This window comes from Micromonospora sp. WMMC241 (genome assembly GCF_027460165.1).
GTDB classification, from domain to species: Bacteria; Actinomycetota; Actinomycetes; order Mycobacteriales; family Micromonosporaceae; genus Micromonospora; species Micromonospora humi.
Map to the genome: position 1 here is coordinate 939,753 of NZ_JAPZBF010000001.1, position 21,028 is coordinate 960,780.

The following is a 21,028-nucleotide window of genomic DNA, read 5'->3' on the forward strand; positions in this document are numbered from 1 at the left end:
GCCCTGTTACCCACCGTGTCGACGCCCGGAAACGCACCGGACGGCGTGTCGGCCCGATTCGCCCGCCCGGGTCGCCGCCGCGAGCCGGTGGAGGGCCGCCGCGCGCCGGGAATCCGGGTCTACGATGAGCCGGCCCGGCGGGCCGCCGCCGGCGACGGAGGAGGTCGCGGTGACGGCGCACGGCACGTCGCGGACGGTGACCGGGCTTCGCGCCCAGGTCCCGCGCGCCTTCGCGGTCCTGCTCGCGGTGGTCGCGGTGGTGTGCGCGCTCGCGGCGCTGAGCAGCGCCGTCGCCGCCGACGTGCAGCCGGTCCGCACCGCGATCGACGCGCTGCTGGTGCCGGCGCCGGCCAACCTGGCGTACGCGGTGTTCCTCGGCGTGCTGGCCGCCGCGGCCCGGCGGCGCAAGCGGCTGGCCTGGTGGGTGCTGCTGGTCTACTTCAGCCTCACGCTCGTGGTCGGCCTGACGGCCGGCGGGCTGCTGCTGATGGTGGGCGCCAACGAGCTGAACCACGCCGCCGGCCAGCGCCTCTTCGGCACCCTGGAGACCATCGGCGTCTGGGTCGGCATCGCGTTCGCCGCCGCCGCGGTGGCGCTGCTGGTCGCCGCCCGGCGGGAGTTCTACGCCCGGGTCCGGCCGGGCAGCACCTGGCGGGCCCTCGGTGTGCTCGCCGGCCTGGCCGTCGCCTTCGTCGGCCTGGGCTACCTGCTGCTCCTGGTCGAGCCGGGCAGCCTGCACACCTGGTCGGACCGGCTCGGCTACGCGGTGGAGAAGGTCTTCGGCGGGGCGGTCACGCTGGACGTGACCCGGCGGGGTCAGGCGCCCGGCTGGGTCAACCTGTTGCTCGGCGCGTTCGGCGCGACCGCGTTCCTGGCCGCCCTGTTCACCCTGGTCCGCTCGCAGCGGGCCAACGCGGTGCTGCACGCCGGCGAGGAGGAGCGGATCCGGGAGCTGCTGGCCCGGCACGGCGAGCGGGACTCGCTCGGCTACTTCGCCACCCGGCGGGACAAGGCCGCCGTCTTCTCGGCCAGCGGCAAGGCCGCGCTCACCTACCGGGTGGTCAACGGCGTCAGCCTGGCCAGCGGCGACCCGGTCGGCGACCCGGAGGCGTGGGGCCCGGCCATCGAGGCGTGGCTGGAGCACTCCCGGGCCTACGCCTGGACGCCGGCGGTGCTGGGCGCCAGCGAGGCCGGCGCGCGGGCGTACCGCCGGCACGGCCTCAAGGTGCTCCAGCTCGGCGACGAGGCGATCCTGCTGACCCGCGAGTTCGACCTGGACGGCCGGGACATGCGGCCGGTCCGCCAGGCGGTGCACCGGGTCGAGCGGGCCGGCTACACCGCGCTGGTCCGCCGGCACGCCGAGATCCCGCCGGAGGAGCTGGCCCAGGTGGCCGCGTTGGCCACCTCGTGGCGGGACACCGGGCACGAGCGTGGTTTCTCGATGGCGCTGGGCCGCCTCGGCGACCCGGCCGACGGCGACTGCGTGCTGGTCGAGGCGCGCGACGGCGACGGCCAGGTGCGAGGGCTGCTCTCGTTCAGCCCGTGGGGCACGCGCGGGGTGTCGCTGGATCTGATGCGCCGGGACCGGACCGCCGACAACGGGGTCACCGAGTTCATGGTGGCCGCGTTGCTGGCCGCCGGCCCGCGCCTCGGCGTCGACCGGGTGTCGCTCAACTTCGCCGCGTTCCGCTCGGTGTTCGAGCAGGGCGCGCGGATCGGCGCCGGCCCGGTCATCCGGGCGTGGCGGCACACCCTGCTGTTCTTCTCCCGCTGGTGGCAGCTGGAGTCGCTCTACCTGTCCAACGCCAAGTACCAGCCGCACTGGACGCCGCGTTACCTCTGCTTCGCGGAGCGCCGGGAGCTGGCCCGGGTGGGTCTCGCGGCGGCCGCCGCCGAGGGCTTCCTGGCGCTGCCCGGCGGCCGGCCCACCCCGCTGCACGGAGTGCCGCCGGCCGGCGGCGGGGTCGGCTACGTGCCGCCGGCCGCCGCGGCGGTCCGGGCCGTTCCGCCGGAGCCGCCCGCCGTCCGCCTGCCGGAGCAGATCCGGGTACGCCTGGCGAAGCTCGACCGGCTGCGGGCCGAGGGCGTCGACCCCTACCCGGCGGGCTATCCGCGCACGGCGAGTTGTGCGGCGGTGCGGGAGCGGCACGCCGGACTGGCCCCCGACACCGGCACCGGCGAGACGGTGGCGGTGGCCGGGCGGGTGCTGCTGGTGCGCGACCACGGCCGGCTGCTCTTCGTCACCGTGCGCGACGGCAGCGGCGACCTCCAGCTCCTGCTGGAGCACGACCTGGACCGGTGGCGGTCGAGCGTCGACATCGGCGACCATGTGGGCGCGGCAGGCGAGGTCTACGCGACCCGGCGCGGCGAGGTGTCGGTGCGGGTGGCGAGCTGGGAGCTGACCGCCAAGTGCCTGCGCCCGCTGCCGGACAAGCACCACGGGCTGGCCGACCCGGAGGCCCGGGTCCGGCAGCGCTACCTCGACCTGGCGCTGGACCCGGCGGCCCGGGAGATGCTGCGGGCGCGCGGCGCGACGCTGCACAGCCTGCGCGCCGGGCTGGCCGGTCGGGAGTTCCTGGAGGTGGAGACGCCGATCCTGCAACGGGTGCACGGCGGCGCGAACGCCCGCCCGTTCGTCACCCACATCAACGCCTACGACCTGCGGTTGAGTCTGCGCATCGCGCCGGAGCTGTATCTGAAGCGGCTCGCCGTGGGCGGGATCGAGCGGGTCTACGAGTTGGGCCGGGCGTTCCGTAACGAGGGCGTGGATGCCACCCACAACCCGGAGTTCACCGTGCTGGAGGCCTACCAGGCGTATGCCGACTACCACGACATGCGCGAGCTGGCCCGGGAGCTGATCGTGGCGGCGGCCACCGCGGTGCACGGCGAGCCGGTGGCCCGCCGGCCCGGCGGCGAGCTGGTCGACCTGGGCGGCGAGTGGCGGGCGGTCACGGTGCACGAGGCGATCTCGGCCGCGCTGGGCGAGGAGGTCACCGCCGACACCGAGCCGGCCGTGCTGCGCAAGCACTGCGACGCGGCCGGGGTGCCGTACGACCCGCGGTGGACGGCCGGCGCGGTGCTGCTGGAGCTGTACGAGCGGTTGGTCGAGGCGCGCACCGGGGCGCCCACGTTCTATCTGGACTTCCCGACCGAGGTCTCGCCGTTGACCCGCCAGCACCGGCGCGACCCGCGGCTGGCCGAGCGCTGGGACCTGGTGGCGTACGGGATGGAGCTGGGCACCGCCTACACCGAGCTGGTGGACCCGACCGAGCAGCGGCGGCGGCTGACCGCGCAGTCGTTGCAGGCGGCCGGCGGTGACGCGGAGGCGATGGAACTGGACGAGGACTTCCTCACCGCGCTGGAATACGCGATGCCGCCGACCGGCGGGCTGGGGCTGGGCGTGGACCGGCTGGTGATGCTGCTGACCGGCCGCTCGATCCGGGAGACGCTGCCCTTCCCCCTGGTCCGCGAGTCCTCCTGACCGGTTGCTTCCCGCCGCCCGGCCCCGCGGGCGCTTGTTTCGCCAGTTCGGCGAGGTGGCGGGGTCGAGGCGGGGTGGATGCCGCCATTTCCCCGAGCTGGCGGTCACGGGGCTGCCGGGCGTGACACGGCGTTCTAGGGTGGGCGTGTGGTGGGGATGCTGGGGCTGGTGACCGGGACGTGGGCGTACGCCCTCGCCCTGCTCGCGGACCGGCCGGCCGGGTTGCTGGCTGGCGCGGCGGTCGCCGCCGCGCTGCTGCTCGCCACGTTGCTCGCGTTGCGGGTGCGGCTGGCGCCCACGCCGCCCGGCGCCCGGCACGCCGCCTCCCTGCGCGCCCGCGTCCGGACCCGCCGGGTGCCCCGGCAGGTCGATCCGGACGCGCCGGGCCGTCCGCGCCCCCGCGCGCCGGGGCTGCGCCCCTCGGCCGCCTAGCCACGCCCCACCGGAGCCCCACCGGCGCGCGTTCCGCTCCGTGCGGACGCCCGAACGCGCATCCGCCGGAGCGCGTTCCGCCCCGTGCGGACGCCCGAACGCGCATCCGCCGGGCCCGGACCGGACGCCGCCCGTGGGAGCACACCCGTGCCCCCACCGCCGGGCGACGCCCGCCGGTCCGTCGCGTGGCTGCGCGGCCGATTCCGTCGTCATTCGTCCCGCCGTGTCGCGCCCTCGCGCGCCCTGGGACGTCCGGAATCGTCCGAGGGGTCTGCCCATGTTCGCCTTCGCACCGTTGCACTCCGCGGCCTCGGCCGCCGCGACCGTCGTCACCTGGCTCGCCGACGCGCTCGTCCCGCTCGCCGGCGGCGCCGCGACGGCCGCCGCCATCGTCCTGTTCACCGCCGGCGTCCGGCTGCTGATCTCGCCGCTCACGCTGGCGCAGGTCCGTGGGGAGCGGCGCCGCGCGGCGCTCGCCCCCGAGGTCCGCGAACTCCGACGCCGGTACGCCGACGATCCGACCCGGTTGCAGAGCGAGCTGTTCGCGCTCTACCGGCGGGCCGGGGCGAGCCCGGTCGCGGGGTGCCTGCCGGCGTTGTTGCAGGCGCCGTTCTTCCTGGTCATGTACCGCGTCTTCGCCACCGGTGACGGCGCGCCGGAGCTGTTGGGGGAGCGGCTGGCCGGCGTACCGCTGGGGTGGCATCTCGGCGACGGGCTGGCCGGTGGCGTCCCGGTGGTGTTCGGGGTGCTGCTGGCCGCGCTGCTGGCGTTGGCCTGGTGGTCGTCGCGGCGGGCGCGCCGGCTGGCGGCCGTTACCGGCTCGGTCGGCGGCGCGCCGGCCGACGGGCCGGGCGCGGCGGTGCTCGGCCGGCTGCTGCCGCTGCTGCCGTTCGGGACCGTGCTGGTGGCGCTCGTGGTGCCGCTCGCGGCGGTGCTCTATCTGGTCACCACCACCGCGTGGACCGCGCTGGAGCAGGGTCTGCTGCGGAGGCCGCAGCCGGCGGCCATCGACAAGCGTTGACAAATGCGGGGACGGGCGCGTAGAAATCGCCTCAGAGAGCGCTCTCCGCCCCGTCCCCGCAGAGAGGCACCCCGCATGAACCCGATCCCGGCGGCCCCGGCCGCCCCCACCACCATGTCCCGGTCCCGCCGCCGGCTCGGCCTGACCGCGGCCGTGCTGGCCGGCACCACCGCGCTCGCCGGCGTCTCGATGGCCGCGCAGGCGGCCGTCCCGACCCCGCCCTCCGGGTGGAGCCTGGTGTGGAGCGACGACTTCACCGGCGCGGCCGGCACGCTGCCCTCGTCGGCCAACTGGATCGTCGACACCGGCACCAGCTATCCGGGCGGTCCGGCCAACTGGGGCACCGGCGAGATCCAGACCTACACCTCCAGCACCGCCAACCTGGCCCAGGACGGCGGCGGCAACCTGCGCATCACCCCGCTGAAGGACTCCGCCGGCCGCTGGACCTCGGCGCGCATCGAGACGGTACGCAGCAACTTCAAGCCGCCGAGCGGCGGCGTGCTGGCGATCGAGGGCCGGATCCAGATGCCCAACGTGACAGGCGCGGCGGCGGCCGGCTACTGGCCGGCGTTCTGGGCGCTCGGCTCGCCGTACCGCGGCAACTACCAGAACTGGCCGGGCATCGGCGAGTTCGACGTGATGGAGAACGTCAACGGGATCAACTCGGTGTGGGGCGTGCTGCACTGCGGCGTCGCGCCGGGCGGCCCGTGCGACGAGTTCAACGGTCGCGGCGCGTCCCGGGCCTGCCCGGGCAGCACCTGCCAGTCGGCGTTCCACACCTACCGGTTCGAGTGGGACACCTCGGTGAGCCCGCAGCAACTGCGCTGGTACGTCGACGGGCAGCAGTTCCACACCGTCACGCAGGGCCAGGTCGGTGAGCCGTACTGGACCCAGATGACCAGCCACGCCGGCTACTTCCTGCTGCTCAACGTGGCGATGGGCGGCGGCTTCCCGGACGGGGTCGCCGGTTCGGCCACGCCGACCGGGTCGACCGTCTCCGGTCGGCCCATGCTCGTCGACTACGTGGCGGTCTACTCCCGGGGCGGCGGCGGCAACCCGTCGCCGTCGCCGACCACGCCGCCGCCCGGCGGGGTGCGCAACGCGTACGACACCATCGAGGCCGAGTCGTTCAACGCGCAGAGCGGCGTGCAGGTGGAGACGTGCGCCGAGGGCGGGCAGGACATCGGCTGGCTGGCCAACGGCGACTGGGCCCGCTACGACAACGTGGACTTCGGCTCGACGCCGCCGCGCGACTTCGTGGCCCGGGTCGCCTCCGGCGCGGCGGCCGGCGTGAGCGGCCTGGTGGAGGTGCGGGTGGACAGCCCGACCGCGACACCGATCGGCAGCTTCGCGGTCGGCAACACCGGCGGCTGGCAGACCTGGCGGTCGGTGCCCGGCAACGTCGGCGCGGTGACCGGCCGGCACACGGTCTATCTCACGTTCAGCAGCGGCCAGCCGGCCGACTTCGTCAACGTCAACTGGTTCACGTTCCGCCGCTGAGCCGACGCGGTCAGCGCCCGGTGGTCACCGACTGCCGGGCGCGCCGCCGGCGCACCTTCTTCGCCACCCAGCTCACGATCATCACGCCGAAGACCGCGAAGATCGCGTAGTTGAACCACTGGCTGTAGCGGTCGACGTCCTCCCAGCGCGACCCGAGGAGGAAGCCGGCGCCGACGATCAGCGTGTTCCACACCCCGCTGCCGAGCGTGGTGAGCAGGATGAACTCGCCCAGCGGCATGCGGTTCGCGCCGGCCGGGATCGAGACCAGGCTGCGCACCACCGGCACCACCCGGCCGATCAGCACCGCCCAGCGGCCGTGCCGCTCGAACCAACGATCCGCCTTCTCCAGATCCTCCAGGTCCACCAGCGGGATGTGGTCCAGCCAGCGCTTCAGCCGGTCCTCGCCGAGCGCCGCGCCGAGCCAGTACAGCACCAGCGCGCCGAGCAGCGAGCCGGCAGTAGCGGCCAGCACGATCACCACCACGTTGAACCGGCCCTCGGCGGACAGGTAGCCCGCCATCGCCAGCACGATCTCGCTCGGGATCGGCGGGATGATGCTCTCCAGCGCCACCAGCAGCGCCACGCCGACCGCGCCCAGCGAGTCGATCACGCTCGCCACCCACCCGGTCAGCCCGGTGAACTGGTTCGGATCGACGTCTTGGGCCAGGGCCATGAGCGGTCCTTCCACACGGGTGCCGGAGATCCGGAGCTAGTACCCGTGCGAGCCCCGCTCACACCCGCCGGTGACCGGGCTAACCCTCCGGGTGCAGCGCCGCGTCCGCCGGCCCGCGCCGCCAACCGGTGAAGCGGACCAGCAGGCCGCCGTGGCTGGGCGAGCAGCAGTACGGCCCGGCCGTCGCCTCGGCCGCCGGGTCCAGCGGTGCGACCCGCACCAGCCGCCACGGCTCGTCGTCCACCCGGGCGCGGACGGTCAGCGCGTCGCCGGCCCGGCTGACCCGGACCGTCACGTCCCGCCCCGACCACTCCGGCACCGGCGACACCGACCAGTCGGAGAACTCGTCGGTCACCACGGCACCCACCTGCGGGGCCCCGTCGCTCACCTCGACGCCGGCCTTGGTCCACCGCCGCTCGTCCACCCGCACCAGCACGCCGGCCTGGTCGAACTGGGCGGCGTAGTCGAGCCGGAAGGAGACCTCGACGGCGGTGTCCACGCCGAACGGGGCCAGCAGCGCGGAGCCGTCGTCGTGCACGAAGCCGTAGCTGGTGCGCCGCCAGAAGTCGCTGCCGCCGCGCGGCTCGACCAGCAGCCCGCCGTCGACGGCGTCGGCCCGCTCGGGTGGGTTCAGCCACCTGCCGGCGGACCAGTCGGAAGCCTCCTCGCTCATGGGGGCACGGTACCGGGGTTTGCCGGATCGCGGGTTCGGAGAAGTAGTCCCCGCATGGGTGACAGGTGGTATCAGGAGGCGGTCGTCTACTGCCTCGACGTCGACACGTACGCGGACTCCGACGGCGACGGGGTGGGTGACTTCCAAGGGCTGATCGGCCGGCTCGACTATCTGGCCCGGCTGGGTGTGACCTGCATCTGGCTCAACCCGATCCATCCCTCGCCCAACAAGGACGACGGATACGACGCGACCGACTTCTACAACGTCGACCCGCGGCTCGGCACGCTCGGCGACTTCGCCGAACTGCTGCACCAGGCGCAGAACCACGGCATCCGGGTGATCATCGACCTGGTGGTCAACCACACGTCGGACCAGCACCCCTGGTTCCAGTCCGCCCGCTCCTCGCCCGACTCGCCGTACCGCGACTGGTACGTCTGGTCCGACCACGAGCCGGCCGACCGCCACCAGGGCATGGTCTTCCCCGGCGAGCAGCACGAGACCTGGTCCTACGACCGCACCGCCAAGGCCTGGTTCTACCACCGGTTCTACAAGTTCCAGCCGGACCTCAACATCGAGAACCCGAAGGTCCGCGCGGAGATCAAGAAGATCACCTCGTTCTGGCTCCAGCTCGGCGTCTCCGGCTTCCGGATGGACGCGGTGCCGTTCATCATCGAGAAGACCGAGCCGGGCAACCCGAACGCGACCAAGGACTTCGACTTCATCACCGACCTGCGCCAGCACGTGCAGTGGCGGCGCGGCGACGCGGTCCTGCTGGCCGAGGCGAACGTCGAGCCCGACCAGCTGCCCGTCTACTTCGGCGACGGCAGCGGCTCCGGCAACCGGATCCACATGCTCTTCGACTTCATGCTCAACGGCCGGCTGATGCTGGCGTTCGCCCGGGAGGACCCGGAGGCGATCATCGACGCGCTGCGGGACACCCCGAAGCTGCCCACCGGCGGGCAGTGGGCCACGTTCCTGCGCAACCACGACGAGATCGACCTGTCCCGGCTCACCGCCGACCAGCGCAACGACGTGCTGGCCAAGTTCGGGCCGGACGAGAACATGCAGCTCTACGGCCGGGGCATCCGTCGCCGACTGGCCCCGATGCTGGGCAACGACCGCCGGCACATCGAGTTGGCGTACGCGCTGCAGTTCTCGCTGCGCGGCACGCCGGTGCTGCGCTACGGCGAGGAGATCGGCATGGGGGAGGACCTGTCGCTGAAGGGCCGCGACGCGATCCGTACCCCGATGCAGTGGTCCTACAAGGACAACGCCGGCTTCTCCACCGCCGAGCCGGAGAAGCTGGTCCGCCCGGTGATCGACAAGGGCGAGTACGGCTACCAGCAGGTCAACGTCACCGCGCAGCGCAAGGACCCGCGCTCGCTGCTGGGCTGGTTCGAGCGGATGATCCGTACCCTGCGGGAGGCCCCGGAGGTCGGCTCGGGCAGCACCACCCACATCGACGTGCCGGTGCCGGCCGGCGTGCTCGCGCACCGCGCCGACGGGCGGACCGGGACCATGGTCTTCCTGCACAACCTCGGCACCGAGGACGTGGAGGTCGACCTGAGCACGCTGGCGCCCGAGGCGGACCTGCCGATCGACGTGCTCAGCGACCGCAACTACGAGGACGTGGGCAAGCTCGACCGGCTCAAGCTCGCCGGTCACGGTTATCGGTGGATCCGGCTCTGCCGGGGCGGGGCCCTGTAGGCGGACGCGACGGCGGGTTAGGCTCCTTCGATCGACCCCAAGTTACCGGGAGGTAATCATGTCGGAGGAGCCCCGCGTCGCCATCGTGACCGGAGCCGCGCGCGGCATCGGCGCGGCCACCGCCCGCCGGCTGGCGGCCGACGGCATGGCCGTCGCCGTGGTCGACATCGAGGAGTCCGCCACCAAGGAGACCGTCGACGCCATCGCCGCCGCCGGCGGCCGGGCGCTCGGCGTCGGCGCCGACGTGGCCGACCGGGCCCAGGTGGAGGCCGCCGTCGAGCGGGTCGCCGCCGAGCTGGGCGCGCCGACCGTGCTGGTCAACAACGCCGGCGTGCTCCGCGACAACCTGCTGTTCAAGATGGCCGACGCCGACTGGGACACGGTCATGGCCGTGCACCTGCGCGGCGCGTTCCTGTTCAGCCAGGCCGCGCAGAAGCACATGGTCGAGCGGAAGTGGGGCCGGATCGTCAACCTCTCCAGCACCTCGGCGCTGGGCAACCGGGGCCAGGCGAACTACGCCGCCGCCAAGGCCGGCCTGCAGGGCTTCACCAAGACGCTCGCTATCGAGCTGGGCCCGTACGGGGTGACCGTCAACGCGGTCGCGCCGGGCTTCATCGTCACCGACATGACCGCGGCCACCGCGGCCCGGATGAAGGTCGACTTCGCCGCGCTCCAGGAGCACGCCGCCGCCGAGATCCCGGTGCGCCGCACCGGTCGCCCGGAGGACGTCGCGCACACCATCTCGTTCCTGGCCGGCGAGGGCGCGTCCTTCGTCTCCGGCCAGGTCATCTACGTCGCCGGCGGCCCGAAGGACTGACCGTTGCCCGGCGCGGCCCCGCTCAGGCGGGGTCGCGCCGGGTGCGCCAGAGCCAGAGCAGGCCGAGCACCGGCAGCACCAGCGGGACGTAGCCGTAGCCGCTGCCGAAGCCGGACCAGACCGTCTCGTCCGGGAACAGCTCCCGATCGGCGATGCTCAGCAGGCCCACCGCGAGCACCCCGACCAGCTCGACCGAGCAGCACGCCAGCGCCACCCGACGGCCGGCGTGCCCGGCGCGGGCCAGCCCGACCGCCGCCACGATGTAGATCAGCGCGGCGAGCGCGGAGAGCAGGTACGCCACCGGCGCCTCGTCGAACTTCGTGGCGATCTGCAACCCGGCCCGCGAGGTCGCGGCGATGGCGAAGAGGATGTAGACCGCGATCAGCAGCCGTCCCGGGCCCCGGTTCGTGGCGCGCTCCGGCGCCCGCGTCTCAGCCACCGACGACCTCCCAGGTCTGCTGCAACCGCACCACCACGACCGGCGTGACCAGGCAGATCGCGCAGACGATGGCCGAGCCCCAGCGGGTCGGCTCCATCCGGGCCAGCACCCAGGCCAGCGGCGGCAGGCAGACCAGCGTCACCAGGTAGCCGAAGAACGCCCCCGGCTCACCGGGCCGGTCGCCGCCGCCGAGCGCCACGAGCGCCACCACGGTCAGCGCCAGCAGCGCCAGCTCCACCACGGCCAGGCCGGCGAACTGGATCCGGTCCGGCGGGCGCTGCCGCACGGCCGCCACCAGGGCCCAGACCGCCACCGCCAGCGAGAGCACGATCGCGAGCGTGGCGAGCCACCCGTCCACCGGCGAGCCGGCCGCCGCCGCGCTGGTCATCGACGCAGTGTCGTTCACCGGCTCAGCCTACTAATCCTCGTAGTAGTGGCTCTGCGCGCGGGTCGGGGCGCGCCGGACGGGCCGGGCGACTAGCGTGGATCACGGTCCCGGCGGACGCCGACGGCCGACGACGACGCCAGGGGGTCGCGGTGCGGTTCGGGTTGTTCGGCACCGGTCACTGGGCGGCAGAAACGCACGCCGCCGCCATCGACGCCCACCCGCGGGCCCGGTTGGCCGGCGTGTGGGGGCGGAACCCGGCGAAGGCGGAGGCGCTGGCCCAGCGGCACGGCGTACCGGCCTTCACCGACGTGGACGCGCTGCTCGCCGCGTCCGACGCGGTCGCCGTGGCGCTCCCGCCGGACGTGCAGGCCGACATCGCGGTGCGGGCCGCCACCGCCGGGCGGCACCTGCTGCTGGACAAGCCGCTGGCACTCGGCCTCGCGGACGCCGACCGGGTGGTCGACGCGGTCCAGGCGTCCGGGGTGGCCTCGGTGGTCTTCTTCACCCAGCGCTTCCACCCCAACGTCACCGGCTTCCTCGCCTCGACCGCGGCGGCCGGTGGCTGGCAGCACGCCCGCGCCACCATGTTCGCCTCGATCTACCAGCCCGGTAACCCGTACGGCGACTCGCAGTGGCGGCGCGACCGGGGCGCGCTGTGGGACATCGGCCCGCACGCGCTGTCGTTGATCCTGCCGGTGCTCGGCCGGGTCACCCGGGTCGCCGCCATGGACGGGCCGAGCGGCCTGGTGCACCTGCTGCTCACCCACCACGGCGGCGCGACCAGCTCGCTCTCGCTCACCCTCGACGCGCCCGCCGAGGCGGTCACCCGGGACTTCGTCTTCTTCGGCTCCGGCGGCGTCGAGAGCGCCCCGCCCGGCGACGGCAGCGTGCTCCAGGCGTTCGGCGCCGCGCTCGACCAGCTCCTGGCGGAGGTGGACGCCGGCACCCGCGACCACCGCTGCGACGTCCGGTTCGGCCGGGAGGTGGTGGCGGTGCTGGAGGCCGCCGAGACCGCCCGGGCGCAGGGGCGCACGGTCGAGGTGTAGGAAATCGCGGCCATCCGGGCCGGCGTCGGCTCCGAATGCCTACCGTGCTGGCAGAGGGAGCGGGCGGAAGGCGGGACCGGATGACCCACGGCGACAGCGCCGGTGACGTGCCGGGGCGGTCGAGGTTGCACGCCGTGCCCTCGGCCGCCCCGGACCAGCGGGCGGAGACCGACGACCTGCTGCGGGCGGTGGCGCGCGGCGACGAGGCGGCCTTCGAACGGCTCTACGGCCTCGTCTCGCCGCGCGTCCACGGGCTGGTGCGGCGGGTGCTGCGCGACCCGGCCCAGGCCGAGGAGGTCACCCAGGAGGTGCTGGTCGAGGTGTGGCGCACCGCCGCCCGCTTCGATCCGGCCCGGGGCTCGGCCACCGCCTGGGTCTTCACCATCGCCCACCGCCGTGCCGTCGACCGGGTCCGGTCCGAGCAGGCCGGCGCCGAACGCACCCGCCGGGTCGCCGCCGGATCCGCCGAGACGCCGTACGACGAGGTGGCCGAGGAGGCGGCGGCGCGGCTGGAACGGCAGCAGGTGCGGCACTGCCTGGACGCGCTCACCGAGGTGCAGCGTGAGGCGATCACGCTCGCCTACTACGGCGGACACAGCTACCGCGAGGTAGCCGGCCTGCTGGACACCGCACTGCCGACCGTGAAGACCCGCATGCGGGACGGACTGATCCGTCTGCGCGACTGCCTGGGAGTGGAGCTGACCCGATGACCGACATCCACGCGCTCGCCGGTGCGTACGTGCTCGACGCGGTGGACGACGTCGAGCGGGCCGCGTTCGCCCGGCACCTGGACGGCTGCGAGAGCTGCGCGCTGGAGTTGGCCGAGTTCCGTGAGACGGCCGCCCGGCTGGCCGACTCGACCTGGTCCGTACCCCCGCCCGCGCTGCGCACGGCGGTGCTGGCGGAGATCCGGCGTACCCCGCAGGAACGGCCCGGTCCCGCGGGCCGCTCCGGGGCCGCCCGGGCCGGGGCCTGGCGGCGCCGGCTGGCGGTCGCGGCCGCCGCCGTGCTGCTGGCCGGCGGCGCGGGCGCGGCCACCTGGGTGGCCCAGGAGCAGCGGGTACGCGACGCGCGCACCGAGGCCGGCGCGGCCCGGGACGAGGCGGGCGCGGCGCGGAACGAGGCGGGCCGGATCCGGGCCGTGCTGGCGGCCCCGGACGCGGTGGTGCGCACCGAAGCCGTAGCGGCCGGCGGCCGAGTCACAGTGGTGGCGTCGGCGAGCCGGGACGAGGGGGTGGCACTGGTGGACGGGCTGGCCGCGCCCGCGCCGGGTCGGGCCTACCAGCTCTGGCTGATCCAGGGCACCACCGCCACCTCGGCCGGGGTGCTGCCGGCCGGTCAGGGCGGCGGCACGAAGCTGCTCTCGGGCGTCCGCGGCAAGGGCCTGTTCGGCGTCACCGAGGAGCCGGCGACCGGGTCGGCGGCACCGACCATGACGCCACTGGTGGCATTCGCGCTCACCTGATCTTTTTCGGCGGCCGACCCATCCGGACGGCGGTGAGCACCGAATCACCTTCAGACCGACAATTAGTCACTTGAAGGGATTCACCCGATGCGCCCCATGAAGCTCACCGCCGTCGCCCTCGCCGCCACGCTCAGCCTCGGCCTCGCCGCCTGCGGTGGTGACGGCGACGACAGCGGCGCCGCCGCGCCGGCCGGCAGCGCCCCGATGAGTTCCGCGCCGGCCAGCAGCGCGCCGGCCATGGCCGACGGTCAGTTCGGTCCCGGGTGCGCCGCGGTGCCGACCGACGCGTCGAACCCCGGCAGCTTCGCCGCCATGGCCCAGGTGCCGGTGGCCACCGCCGCGTCCGGCAACCCGCTGCTGAGCACGCTGGTCACCGCCGTCAAGCAGGCCGGGCTCGTCGACTCGCTGAACAGCGCCCAGGGCCTGACCGTCTTCGCGCCCACCAACGACGCGTTCGGCAAGCTGCCCAAGGCCGACCTGGACAAGGTCCTCGCCGACAAGAAGATGCTGACCGACGTGCTGACCTACCACGTGGTGGAGGGCAAGCTCGGCCCGGACCAGCTCGCCGGCGCGCACAAGACGCTCCAGGGCGGCGAGGTGACGGTCGCCGGCAGCGGCACCGAGTTCACCGTGAACGGCAACTCCATGGTCGTCTGCGGCAACGTGCAGACCGCCAACGCCACCGTCTACATCGTCGACTCGGTCCTGATGCCGAAGTCCTGACGCGTCGACCGACGGTGAGGGGAGGAACCGATGACCCGCCGTACCCTGGCGGCCGCCGGAACGGGCCTGCTCGCGGCGGCCGCCGGGGTGGCGGTCGCGGAGCTGCTCGCCACCGCCGTCCGCCCGCAGGCGGCGCCGTTGGTCGCGGTCGGCGGCGCCGTCGTGGACGGCGCGCCCACAGCGGTCAAGGAATGGGCGGTGCGCACGTTCGGCACCTACGACAAGCCGCTGCTGCTCGGCGGCATCGCGCTGGCGCTGGCGCTGCTGGCCGCGCTGACCGGGATCGCCGCCCGCCGCCGCCCGGCGTTGGGCCTGCTCGGGCCCGCGGTGCTCGGGGTGGCCGGCGTCGCCGCCGCGCTGACCCGCCCCGACGCCCGCCCGGTCGACGCCCTGCCGGCCCTGGCCGGCGCCGCCGTGGCCGCCGCCCTCCTGCGCTGGTTGCCCCTGCCCGGCCTGCCGGCCGCCCCACCTGATCTCCCGGACGCCGCCCCCGACCCGGTGGGGGTGGGCCGGGCGGCGTCCGGGGCCGGTCCCGCCGGTCCGGGTGGTCCGGGTGGTCCCGGCGGCGGTTCCGCCGGTCCGGATGGCGCGGCCGGCTCCGGCGGCGGTTCCGGCGGTCCGGATGGCGCGGCCGGCTCCGGCGGTTCCGCCGGCTCGGGTGGTGCGGCCGGCTCCGGGGGCTCGGCGTCGGCGGGTGGGGCGACGCGACGGGCGGTGGTGCGCAACGCGGCGCTGGTGGCGGCCGGCACCGCGCTGGCCGGGGCCGGGGCGGCGGCGCTGCGCCGGCTCGACGTGGCCGACGCCGCCCGGTCCCGGGAGGCCGTCCGGCTGCCCGCCCCGGCCTCGCCGGCCCGGCCGACGCCGGCCGCTGTGGCACCCGGATTCCGCACCCCGACCGCCGACTTCTACCGGGTCGACACCGCGCTCGCCGTGCCCCGGCTCGACGTGGACGCCTGGCGGCTGCGGGTGCACGGCCTGGTCGCCCGGCCGGTCGAGCTGAGCTTCGCCGACCTGCTCGACCGGGGCCTGATCGAGCGGGACGTCACACTGAGCTGTGTGTCCAACGAGGTCGGTGGCCCGTACGTGGGGACCGCCCGGTGGCTCGGCGCGCCGCTCGCCCCGCTGCTGCGCGCCGCCGGCATCCGGGCCGGCGCCGACCAGGTGGTGGCCCGCTCGGACGAGGGCATGACCATCGGCACCCCGATCGCCACGCTCCTCGACGGACGGGACGCCATGCTCGCGGTCGGCATGAACGGCGCACCGCTGCCGTTCGCACACGGCTTCCCGGTCCGGATGCTCACCCCCGGGCTGTACGGGTACGCGGGCGCGTGCAAGTGGGTCACCGAGCTGGAGGTGACCACATTCGACGCCTTCGACGCGTACTGGGTGCGGCGGGGCTGGGCGCGGGATGCGCCGGTGAAGACGGCGTCCCGGATCGACCGGCCCGCGCCGTTCACCCGGCTTTCCGCCGGAGAGGTCACCGTGGCCGGGGTGGCCTGGGCGCAGCACCGGGGCATCACGGCGGTGGAGGTGTCGGTGGACGGTGGCCCGTGGCGGGCCGCCGAGCTGCTGCCCACCGCCTCCGTCGACACCTGGGTCCAGTGGCGCTTCGCCTGGCGGGCCCCGGCCGGCCCGCACAGCCTGAAGGTACGCGCCACCGACGGCACCGGCGCGGTGCAGCCCGAGCAGCGCCGCCCTCCGTTCCCCGACGGCGCCACCGGCCACCACACCATCACCGTGACGGTGAAAGGAAGGGCCCCCTCTTAACGCCTTCGGTAGAGGAAGGGGCCCCGCTCAACACCCGGCTGGCTAGTCGGTGAGGGTGACCAGTGCCTCGCCCAGCTCGCCGGGGGTGTCGAACTCCTCGGCCGGCAACGTCCGGAGCGCCTGCAGCGCCTCCGTGCTGGCACCGTTCTCCTGACCCCAGCGGACCAGGTCCTCCCGGGAGACCGGATAGTCGAGCCCGGCCAGGAACTCCTGCAACTGCGCGCCGGTGACGGTCATGCCGCGCGGCTACCCGCTGCGCCCACCGGCATGCCCGTACGGCTGCGGTTTGCCCCGACGGGTCCCGGGTAGCCGCGTACATGCTGGTTCAGCGGCTCGGCGCGCCGAGCGACTTCGACCCGCTGCTGGAGCGCGTCCGGGACGCCCGCATCGTGATGATCGGCGAGGCGACGCACGGCAGCTACGACTACTACCGGCTGCGGGAGCAGTTGACCCGCCGGCTCATCGCCGAGCAGGGCTTCGACTTCGTCGCGGTGGAGGGGGACTGGCCGGACTGCGACCGGGTGCACTGTTCGGTGGTGGGCGCGCCGGGCGGGTCGGCCGATCCGCTGGTCGCGTTGGAGCGGTTCGAACGCTGGCCGACCTGGATGTGGGCGAACGCCGAGGTGGCCCGGTTCTGCCGCTGGCTGCGGGCCTGGAACCTGGAGCGCCCGGAGGGCGAACGCGCCGGCTTCCACGGCCTCGACGTCTACTCGCTGTGGGAGTCGATGCAGGCCATCTTCGACTACCTGGGCGAGGAGGACCCGGCCTCGCTGGAGGCGGCCCAGGAGGCCTACCGATGCTTCGAGCCGTACGGCAAGCAGGTCGAGGAGTACGGGATGGCCAGCCGGTTCGTCTCCGCGCGATGCGAGGAGGAGGTGGTCCGGCTGTTGGCGCGTACCCGGGAACAGGCCGCCGCGGACGGGCCGGACCGCTTCTCGGCCTGGCAGAACGCGGAGGTGGTGGCCGGTGCGGAGCGGTACTACCGGGCCATGGTCGGCGGCGGCCCGGAGTCGTGGAACGTCCGCGACATCCACATGGCCGACACGCTGGACCGGTTGCTCGACCGCTACGGGCCGGACGCGCGGGGCATCGTGTGGGCGCACAACACGCACGTCGGTGACGCGCGGGCGACCGAGATGGCGGCGGACGGCATGGTGAACATCGGCCAGCTCGGCCGGGAGCGGCACGGCCGGGACGCGGTGGCGCTGATCGGCCTCGGCAGTTACCGGGGCACCGTGGTCGCCGCCCCGCGCTGGGGCACGCCGGCCGAGACGATGGTGGTGCCGCCGGCCCGCGAGGGGTCGGTCGAGCACCGGCTGCACGAGCTGATGCCGGACCGGGCGGTGCTGGTCTTCGGTGGCCCGGACGAGCCGGACTGGGTGACCGGCGAGGCGGACCACCGGGCCATCGGCGTGGTGTACGACCCGAGCTTCGAGTCCTGGGGCAACTACGTGCCGACCCGGCTGGGGGAGCGGTACGACGCGTTCATCTGGTGCGACGAGACGACCGCCCTGCATCCGTTGCCCGCGCTGGTCACTCCCGGCGAGATGGAGACGTACCCGGCCGGGGTGTGAGGTTAAGAGGGGCCCCCTGCTGTACGCCAGGCGTTAACAGGGGGCCCCGCCTTTCACTTCACCTGGGCGGGCTCGCGGGCGGCGAGGTGGGCGCGGAGGCCTTCGCCCTCGACGTCCACGTTGGGCAGGATCCTGTTCAGCCAGCGTGGCAGCCACCAGGCGGCGTTGTTCAGCAGCGACATCACCGCCGGCACGATGGTCATCCGGACCACGAACGCGTCGATGGCGACACCGATCGCGAGCGCGAAGCCCATCGACTTGATGATCGGGTCGTCCAGGAAGACGAAGCCGCCGAACACCGACATCATGATGAGCGCCGCCGCGGTGACCACCCGGGCGCCGTGCCCCATGCCGTTGATGGTGGCCTGGCGGGCGGTGTCCCCGTGCACGAAGTCCTCCCGCATCCGGGAGACCAGGAAGACCTCGTAGTCCATGGCCAGGCCGAACAGGATGCCGATGAGCAGGATCGGCAGGAAGCTGACCAGCGGCGCCGGCGTGTCCACGCCGAGCAGACCGGCCAGGTGGCCCTGCTGGAACACCGCGACCGTGATGCCGAACGTGGCCGCCACGGTGAGCAGGAAGCCGAGCGCCGCCTTGACCGGCACCAGGATCGACCGGAACACCAGCATCAGCAGCAGCACGGACAGGCCCACCACCAGCAGCAGGTAGACCGGGAGGGCGTCGGAGAGCTTCTCCGACACGTCGATGCCGATCGCGGTGACGCCGGTCAGCAGGACGTCGGCGTTCTGGATGCCGCCGACCTGCCGCCGGATGTCGTGCACCAGGTCCTCGGTCTTCTCGTCGGTCGGCCCGGTCTTCGGGATCACCCCGAGCAGCGCGGTGCGGCCGGACGGGTCGAGCTGCGGCGGGGCCACCGCCAGCACCCCGTCGGTCTTCTGGATCAGCGCCGCGACCTGGGGCACGGCGGCCTGGGTGGCCTGCGGCGAGTCGGCGGTGACGACGACCGCGAGCCGGCCGGTGAAGCCGGGCCCGAAGCCCTCCCGGATCAGGTCGTTGCTGACCCGGGCCGGGGTGCCCTCGGCGGCGGTGGAGGCGTCCGGCAGCGCCAGGCGCATGTCCTGGGCGGGGATGGCGAGCAGGCCGAGGCCGAGCAGGCCGACCAGGATCACCGGGATGCGGAACCGGGTCACCCAGTTCGCCCAGCGGAACCCGAAGCCGGAGCGGTCCTCCGAGCCGGTGCCCGGGTCCGCTACCGCTTCCCGGCTGCGCAGCTTGCGCGGCAGCACCTTGCGGCCGGCGAAGCCGAGCAGCGCCGGGGCCAGCGTGATCGCCACCAGCACGGCGACGGTGACGGTACCGGCGGCGGCCAGGCCCATCACGGTGAGGAACGGGATGCCCACCACGGCCAGGCCGGCCAGCGCGACCACCACTGTGGCGCCGGCGAAGACCACGGCGGAGCCGGCGGTGCCCACCGCGCGACCGACCGCCTCCTCGGGGGAGAGCCCGTCGAGCAGGTTCTGCCGGTGCCGGGAGGTGATGAACAGCGAGTAGTCGATGCCGACGGCGAGGCCGAGCATCAGCGCCAGGATCGGCGCGGTGCTGGTCAGCTCGACGGTGCCGCTGAGCGCGAACAGGCCGGCCATGCCGACGCCGACGCCGATCAGCGCGTTCAGCATGGTCATTCCGGCCGCCACCAGGGAGCCGAACGTGATGACCAGGACGATCGCCGCGACCAGCACGCCGAGCGCCTCGGTCGAGCCGACCTCCGGCTCGCCGTTGAGCACCTCGCCGCCGGGGGCGATCTGCCAGCCCTGCGCCTCGGCCTGCGCACCGACCTTCTCGTACGCGTCGCGCTGCTCGGTGGTGACGTCGTCGGCGCGGCCGGCGAACTGCACCTGGATCAGCGCGTACCGGCCGTCCGGGGTGAGCGCCTGCGCCTGGTAGGGGTCGACCGCGCCGACCACCCCGGGCAGCGTGGCCGCCTCCTGGGTGACCTGCTTGACCACCGCCTGGCCGGCCGGCGAGGTGAGCGCGCCGTCCTGGGGCGCCTTGACGGCGATGGTGCCGGTGGCGCCGCTGGCCGCCGGGAACCGGTCGGCGAGGAGGTCGATCGCCTTCTGCGACTCGGTGCCGGGCATGGTGAAGTTGCTCGCCGTCGGGCCGCGCAGCGTGGCCGCGGCCAGACCGAGACCGACGAGTACGACGAGCCAGACGACGGCGACGAGTCGCCGCCGGCGCAGGGATGCCCGGCCGAGCCGGTACAGCAGGGTCGCCATGGACCTTCCTTCGTCCTCGGGATTGCGACAGTGGGATCAGGTGGTGGGTTCGAGCGCGCGGTGCGCCACGGCGAGCAGCGCGGGTCGCAGCTCCTCGTCGGGGATGTCCAGGAACTCGCCGCAGGTCTCGGCGATGCCGGCCAGGACGACGAGCGCGGCGATGCGGGCCACCGGCCGGTCGGAGAAGCCGGCGAACGCGGCGATAAGCCGCTCGGAGATCTGTTGGATGTGCGCGAACGCGGGCTGCTGGAGCAGGTCGGGGAACTCGCCCCGGAGCAGCGCGATCTCCCGGCGGAACCGGACCGCGAGGTCGACGAAGCCCTCGGCGGCGACCCTTTGGGCCTCGGCGCCGGTGAGGTCGGCGAGCCGGGCGTCGAGCTGTTCCAGCACCGCGATGGCGGGTGCCATCAGCTCGCAGAGCAGGGCGTCCTTGCTGGCGAAGTGGTAGAGCACGGTGGCCTTGGAGCAGCCCACCTCGCGGGCGATGTCCTGGAGTGAGGTGCCCTTGTATCCGGTGACGGCGAACCGACGGGCCGCGGCGGTGAGCAGCTCGTCGTGGGTGGCGGGGGTGGCGCGTGCCATGCCCTCCAGCATGCCTGACCGATCGGTCAGCACCTGACCGATCGGTCAGACGGATTGCGTGGGCTTCGCCACAGGGTGCTCCCGGTCGTACGCCTCCCGGGCCGCGCTTATCGCGTCGCGGTGCCGCTCGGCCCAGCGGGTGAGCGCGACGAGCGACTCGTACAGCTCCCGGGCCATCGGGGTGGCGGTGTATTCCACCCGCGGCGGCACGGTGGCGTGCACGTGCCGGACCAGCAGGCCGTCGCGCTCCAGGTTGCGCAGGGTCAGCGTGAGCATCCGCCGGCTGATGCCCTCCACCCGCCGCTCCAGCTCGGTGAAGCGGATCGGGCCGGTCGACGCGGCGATCAGGATGCCGATGCTCCACTTGCCGCCGACCCGGTCCAGCGCCTCCCGCACCGTGCAGGCCCGCGCCGCGTCCGCCGGGCCGGACGCGCACCTGTCGTCCTGGGACGTCACCGCGCCTCCCTCACCTCGACGACCGACGGTGACCATCATGCGCCACC

At 74.2% G+C, this 21,028-nt stretch carries 19 protein-coding genes and 1 pseudogene; 12 read left to right on the forward strand and 8 right to left on the reverse strand.

The genetic code is table 11. From position 1 onward, the window contains the following. Window positions 1-169 precede the first annotated feature (169 nt). The 4 genes from lysX (at window position 170) to O7598_RS04580 (ending at window position 6,434) form a co-directional block, all read left to right on the forward strand. Complete coding sequence (gene lysX / locus O7598_RS04565) at window positions 170-3,481, forward strand: bifunctional lysylphosphatidylglycerol synthetase/lysine--tRNA ligase LysX (protein WP_269690150.1); 3,312 nt, start codon at window positions 170-172, stop codon at window positions 3,479-3,481. A gap of 156 nt (window positions 3,482-3,637) precedes the next feature. Beyond that, window positions 3,638-3,913, forward strand: a complete 276-nt coding sequence (locus O7598_RS04570) for a DUF6412 domain-containing protein (RefSeq protein ID WP_269694747.1) — start codon at window positions 3,638-3,640, stop codon at window positions 3,911-3,913. A 277-nt stretch (window positions 3,914-4,190) separates the two neighbouring features. Then, the gene (locus O7598_RS04575) at window positions 4,191-4,934 is read left to right on the forward strand and encodes a YidC/Oxa1 family membrane protein insertase (protein WP_269690151.1); all 744 of its coding nucleotides are present in this window, start codon (window positions 4,191-4,193) and stop codon (window positions 4,932-4,934) included. 75 nt (window positions 4,935-5,009) lie between these two features. After that, complete coding sequence (locus O7598_RS04580) at window positions 5,010-6,434, forward strand: carbohydrate-binding protein (RefSeq protein ID WP_269690152.1); 1,425 nt, start codon at window positions 5,010-5,012, stop codon at window positions 6,432-6,434. Window positions 6,435-6,444: 10 nt separating this feature from the next. Here the strand turns inward: O7598_RS04580 and O7598_RS04585 are convergent, their stop codons facing one another. Both O7598_RS04585 and O7598_RS04590 read right to left on the reverse strand, forming a co-directional pair. After that, window positions 6,445-7,107, reverse strand: a complete 663-nt coding sequence (locus O7598_RS04585; protein WP_269690153.1) for a DedA family protein — start codon at window positions 7,105-7,107, stop codon at window positions 6,445-6,447. A gap of 79 nt (window positions 7,108-7,186) precedes the next feature. Beyond that, a complete protein-coding gene (locus O7598_RS04590; protein ID WP_269690154.1) occupies window positions 7,187-7,780 on the reverse strand; it encodes a DUF1349 domain-containing protein in 594 nt (197 codons plus the stop codon). A gap of 54 nt (window positions 7,781-7,834) precedes the next feature. Between O7598_RS04590 and O7598_RS04595 the strand changes: the two genes are divergently transcribed. Both O7598_RS04595 and fabG read left to right on the forward strand, forming a co-directional pair. After that, window positions 7,835-9,487 (forward strand): alpha-amylase family protein, encoded by a 1,653-nt coding sequence (locus O7598_RS04595; protein ID WP_269690155.1) that lies wholly within the window; start codon window positions 7,835-7,837, stop codon window positions 9,485-9,487. A gap of 58 nt (window positions 9,488-9,545) precedes the next feature. Beyond that, entirely contained in the window at window positions 9,546-10,304 is a 759-nt protein-coding gene (gene fabG / locus O7598_RS04600; RefSeq protein WP_269690156.1) for a 3-oxoacyl-ACP reductase FabG, read from the forward strand. On the opposite strand, the pseudogene O7598_RS04605 reads toward fabG, so the two are convergent. Together O7598_RS04605 and O7598_RS04610 are read right to left on the reverse strand one after the other, a co-directional pair. Then, window positions 10,277-10,743, reverse strand: a pseudogene (locus O7598_RS04605) (hypothetical protein). The gene fabG and the pseudogene O7598_RS04605 overlap by 28 nt on opposite strands. Then, complete coding sequence (locus O7598_RS04610) at window positions 10,736-11,131, reverse strand: hypothetical protein (RefSeq protein WP_091068918.1); 396 nt, start codon at window positions 11,129-11,131, stop codon at window positions 10,736-10,738. The pseudogene O7598_RS04605 and the gene O7598_RS04610 overlap by 8 nt, the downstream one beginning before the upstream one ends. A 149-nt stretch (window positions 11,132-11,280) precedes the next feature. Between O7598_RS04610 and O7598_RS04615 the strand changes: the two genes are divergently transcribed. The 5 genes from O7598_RS04615 to O7598_RS04635 all read left to right on the forward strand — a co-directional run bounded on the left by O7598_RS04615 (window position 11,281) and on the right by O7598_RS04635 (window position 16,132). After that, the gene (locus O7598_RS04615) at window positions 11,281-12,177 is read left to right on the forward strand and encodes a Gfo/Idh/MocA family protein (protein WP_269690157.1); all 897 of its coding nucleotides are present in this window, start codon (window positions 11,281-11,283) and stop codon (window positions 12,175-12,177) included. An 80-nt stretch (window positions 12,178-12,257) separates the two neighbouring features. Beyond that, window positions 12,258-12,887: an ECF RNA polymerase sigma factor SigK gene (sigK, locus tag O7598_RS04620; RefSeq protein WP_269690158.1), complete on the forward strand. Its 630-nt coding sequence runs from the start codon at window positions 12,258-12,260 to the stop codon at window positions 12,885-12,887. Then, complete coding sequence (locus O7598_RS04625) at window positions 12,884-13,642, forward strand: anti-sigma factor (RefSeq protein ID WP_269690159.1); 759 nt, start codon at window positions 12,884-12,886, stop codon at window positions 13,640-13,642. The genes sigK and O7598_RS04625 overlap by 4 nt, the downstream gene beginning before the upstream one ends. An 87-nt stretch (window positions 13,643-13,729) precedes the next feature. Then, window positions 13,730-14,365 carry a fasciclin domain-containing protein gene (locus O7598_RS04630; protein WP_269690160.1) on the forward strand — a complete coding sequence of 212 codons (636 nt, stop codon included), beginning with the start codon at window positions 13,730-13,732 and terminating at the stop codon, window positions 14,363-14,365. A gap of 30 nt (window positions 14,366-14,395) precedes the next feature. Next, window positions 14,396-16,132, forward strand: a complete 1,737-nt coding sequence (locus O7598_RS04635) for a molybdopterin-dependent oxidoreductase (RefSeq protein ID WP_269690161.1) — start codon at window positions 14,396-14,398, stop codon at window positions 16,130-16,132. Between the two features lie 42 nt (window positions 16,133-16,174). Here O7598_RS04635 and O7598_RS04640 read toward each other — a convergent pair whose 3' ends face one another. Beyond that, window positions 16,175-16,369, reverse strand: a complete 195-nt coding sequence (locus tag O7598_RS04640; protein ID WP_269690162.1) for a DUF2795 domain-containing protein — start codon at window positions 16,367-16,369, stop codon at window positions 16,175-16,177. 80 nt (window positions 16,370-16,449) lie between these two features. On the opposite strand from O7598_RS04640, the gene O7598_RS04645 reads away from it, so the two are divergent. Beyond that, a complete protein-coding gene (locus O7598_RS04645) occupies window positions 16,450-17,706 on the forward strand; it encodes an erythromycin esterase family protein (protein ID WP_091068945.1) in 1,257 nt (418 codons plus the stop codon). Between the two features lie 53 nt (window positions 17,707-17,759). On the opposite strand, the gene O7598_RS04650 is transcribed toward O7598_RS04645, so the two are convergent. The 3 genes from O7598_RS04650 to O7598_RS04660 are packed head-to-tail and all read right to left on the reverse strand — an operon-like array spanning window position 17,760 to window position 20,981. Beyond that, window positions 17,760-19,943, reverse strand: coding sequence for an MMPL family transporter (locus O7598_RS04650; RefSeq protein WP_269690163.1), 2,184 nt, complete (start codon window positions 19,941-19,943; stop codon window positions 17,760-17,762). A 36-nt stretch (window positions 19,944-19,979) separates the two neighbouring features. Further along, on the reverse strand, window positions 19,980-20,525 hold the full coding sequence (locus O7598_RS04655; protein ID WP_091069117.1) for a TetR/AcrR family transcriptional regulator: 546 nt from the start codon (window positions 20,523-20,525) through the stop codon (window positions 19,980-19,982). A gap of 45 nt (window positions 20,526-20,570) precedes the next feature. Beyond that, a complete protein-coding gene (locus O7598_RS04660; protein ID WP_269690164.1) occupies window positions 20,571-20,981 on the reverse strand; it encodes a winged helix-turn-helix transcriptional regulator in 411 nt (136 codons plus the stop codon). Window positions 20,982-21,028 lie beyond the last annotated feature (47 nt).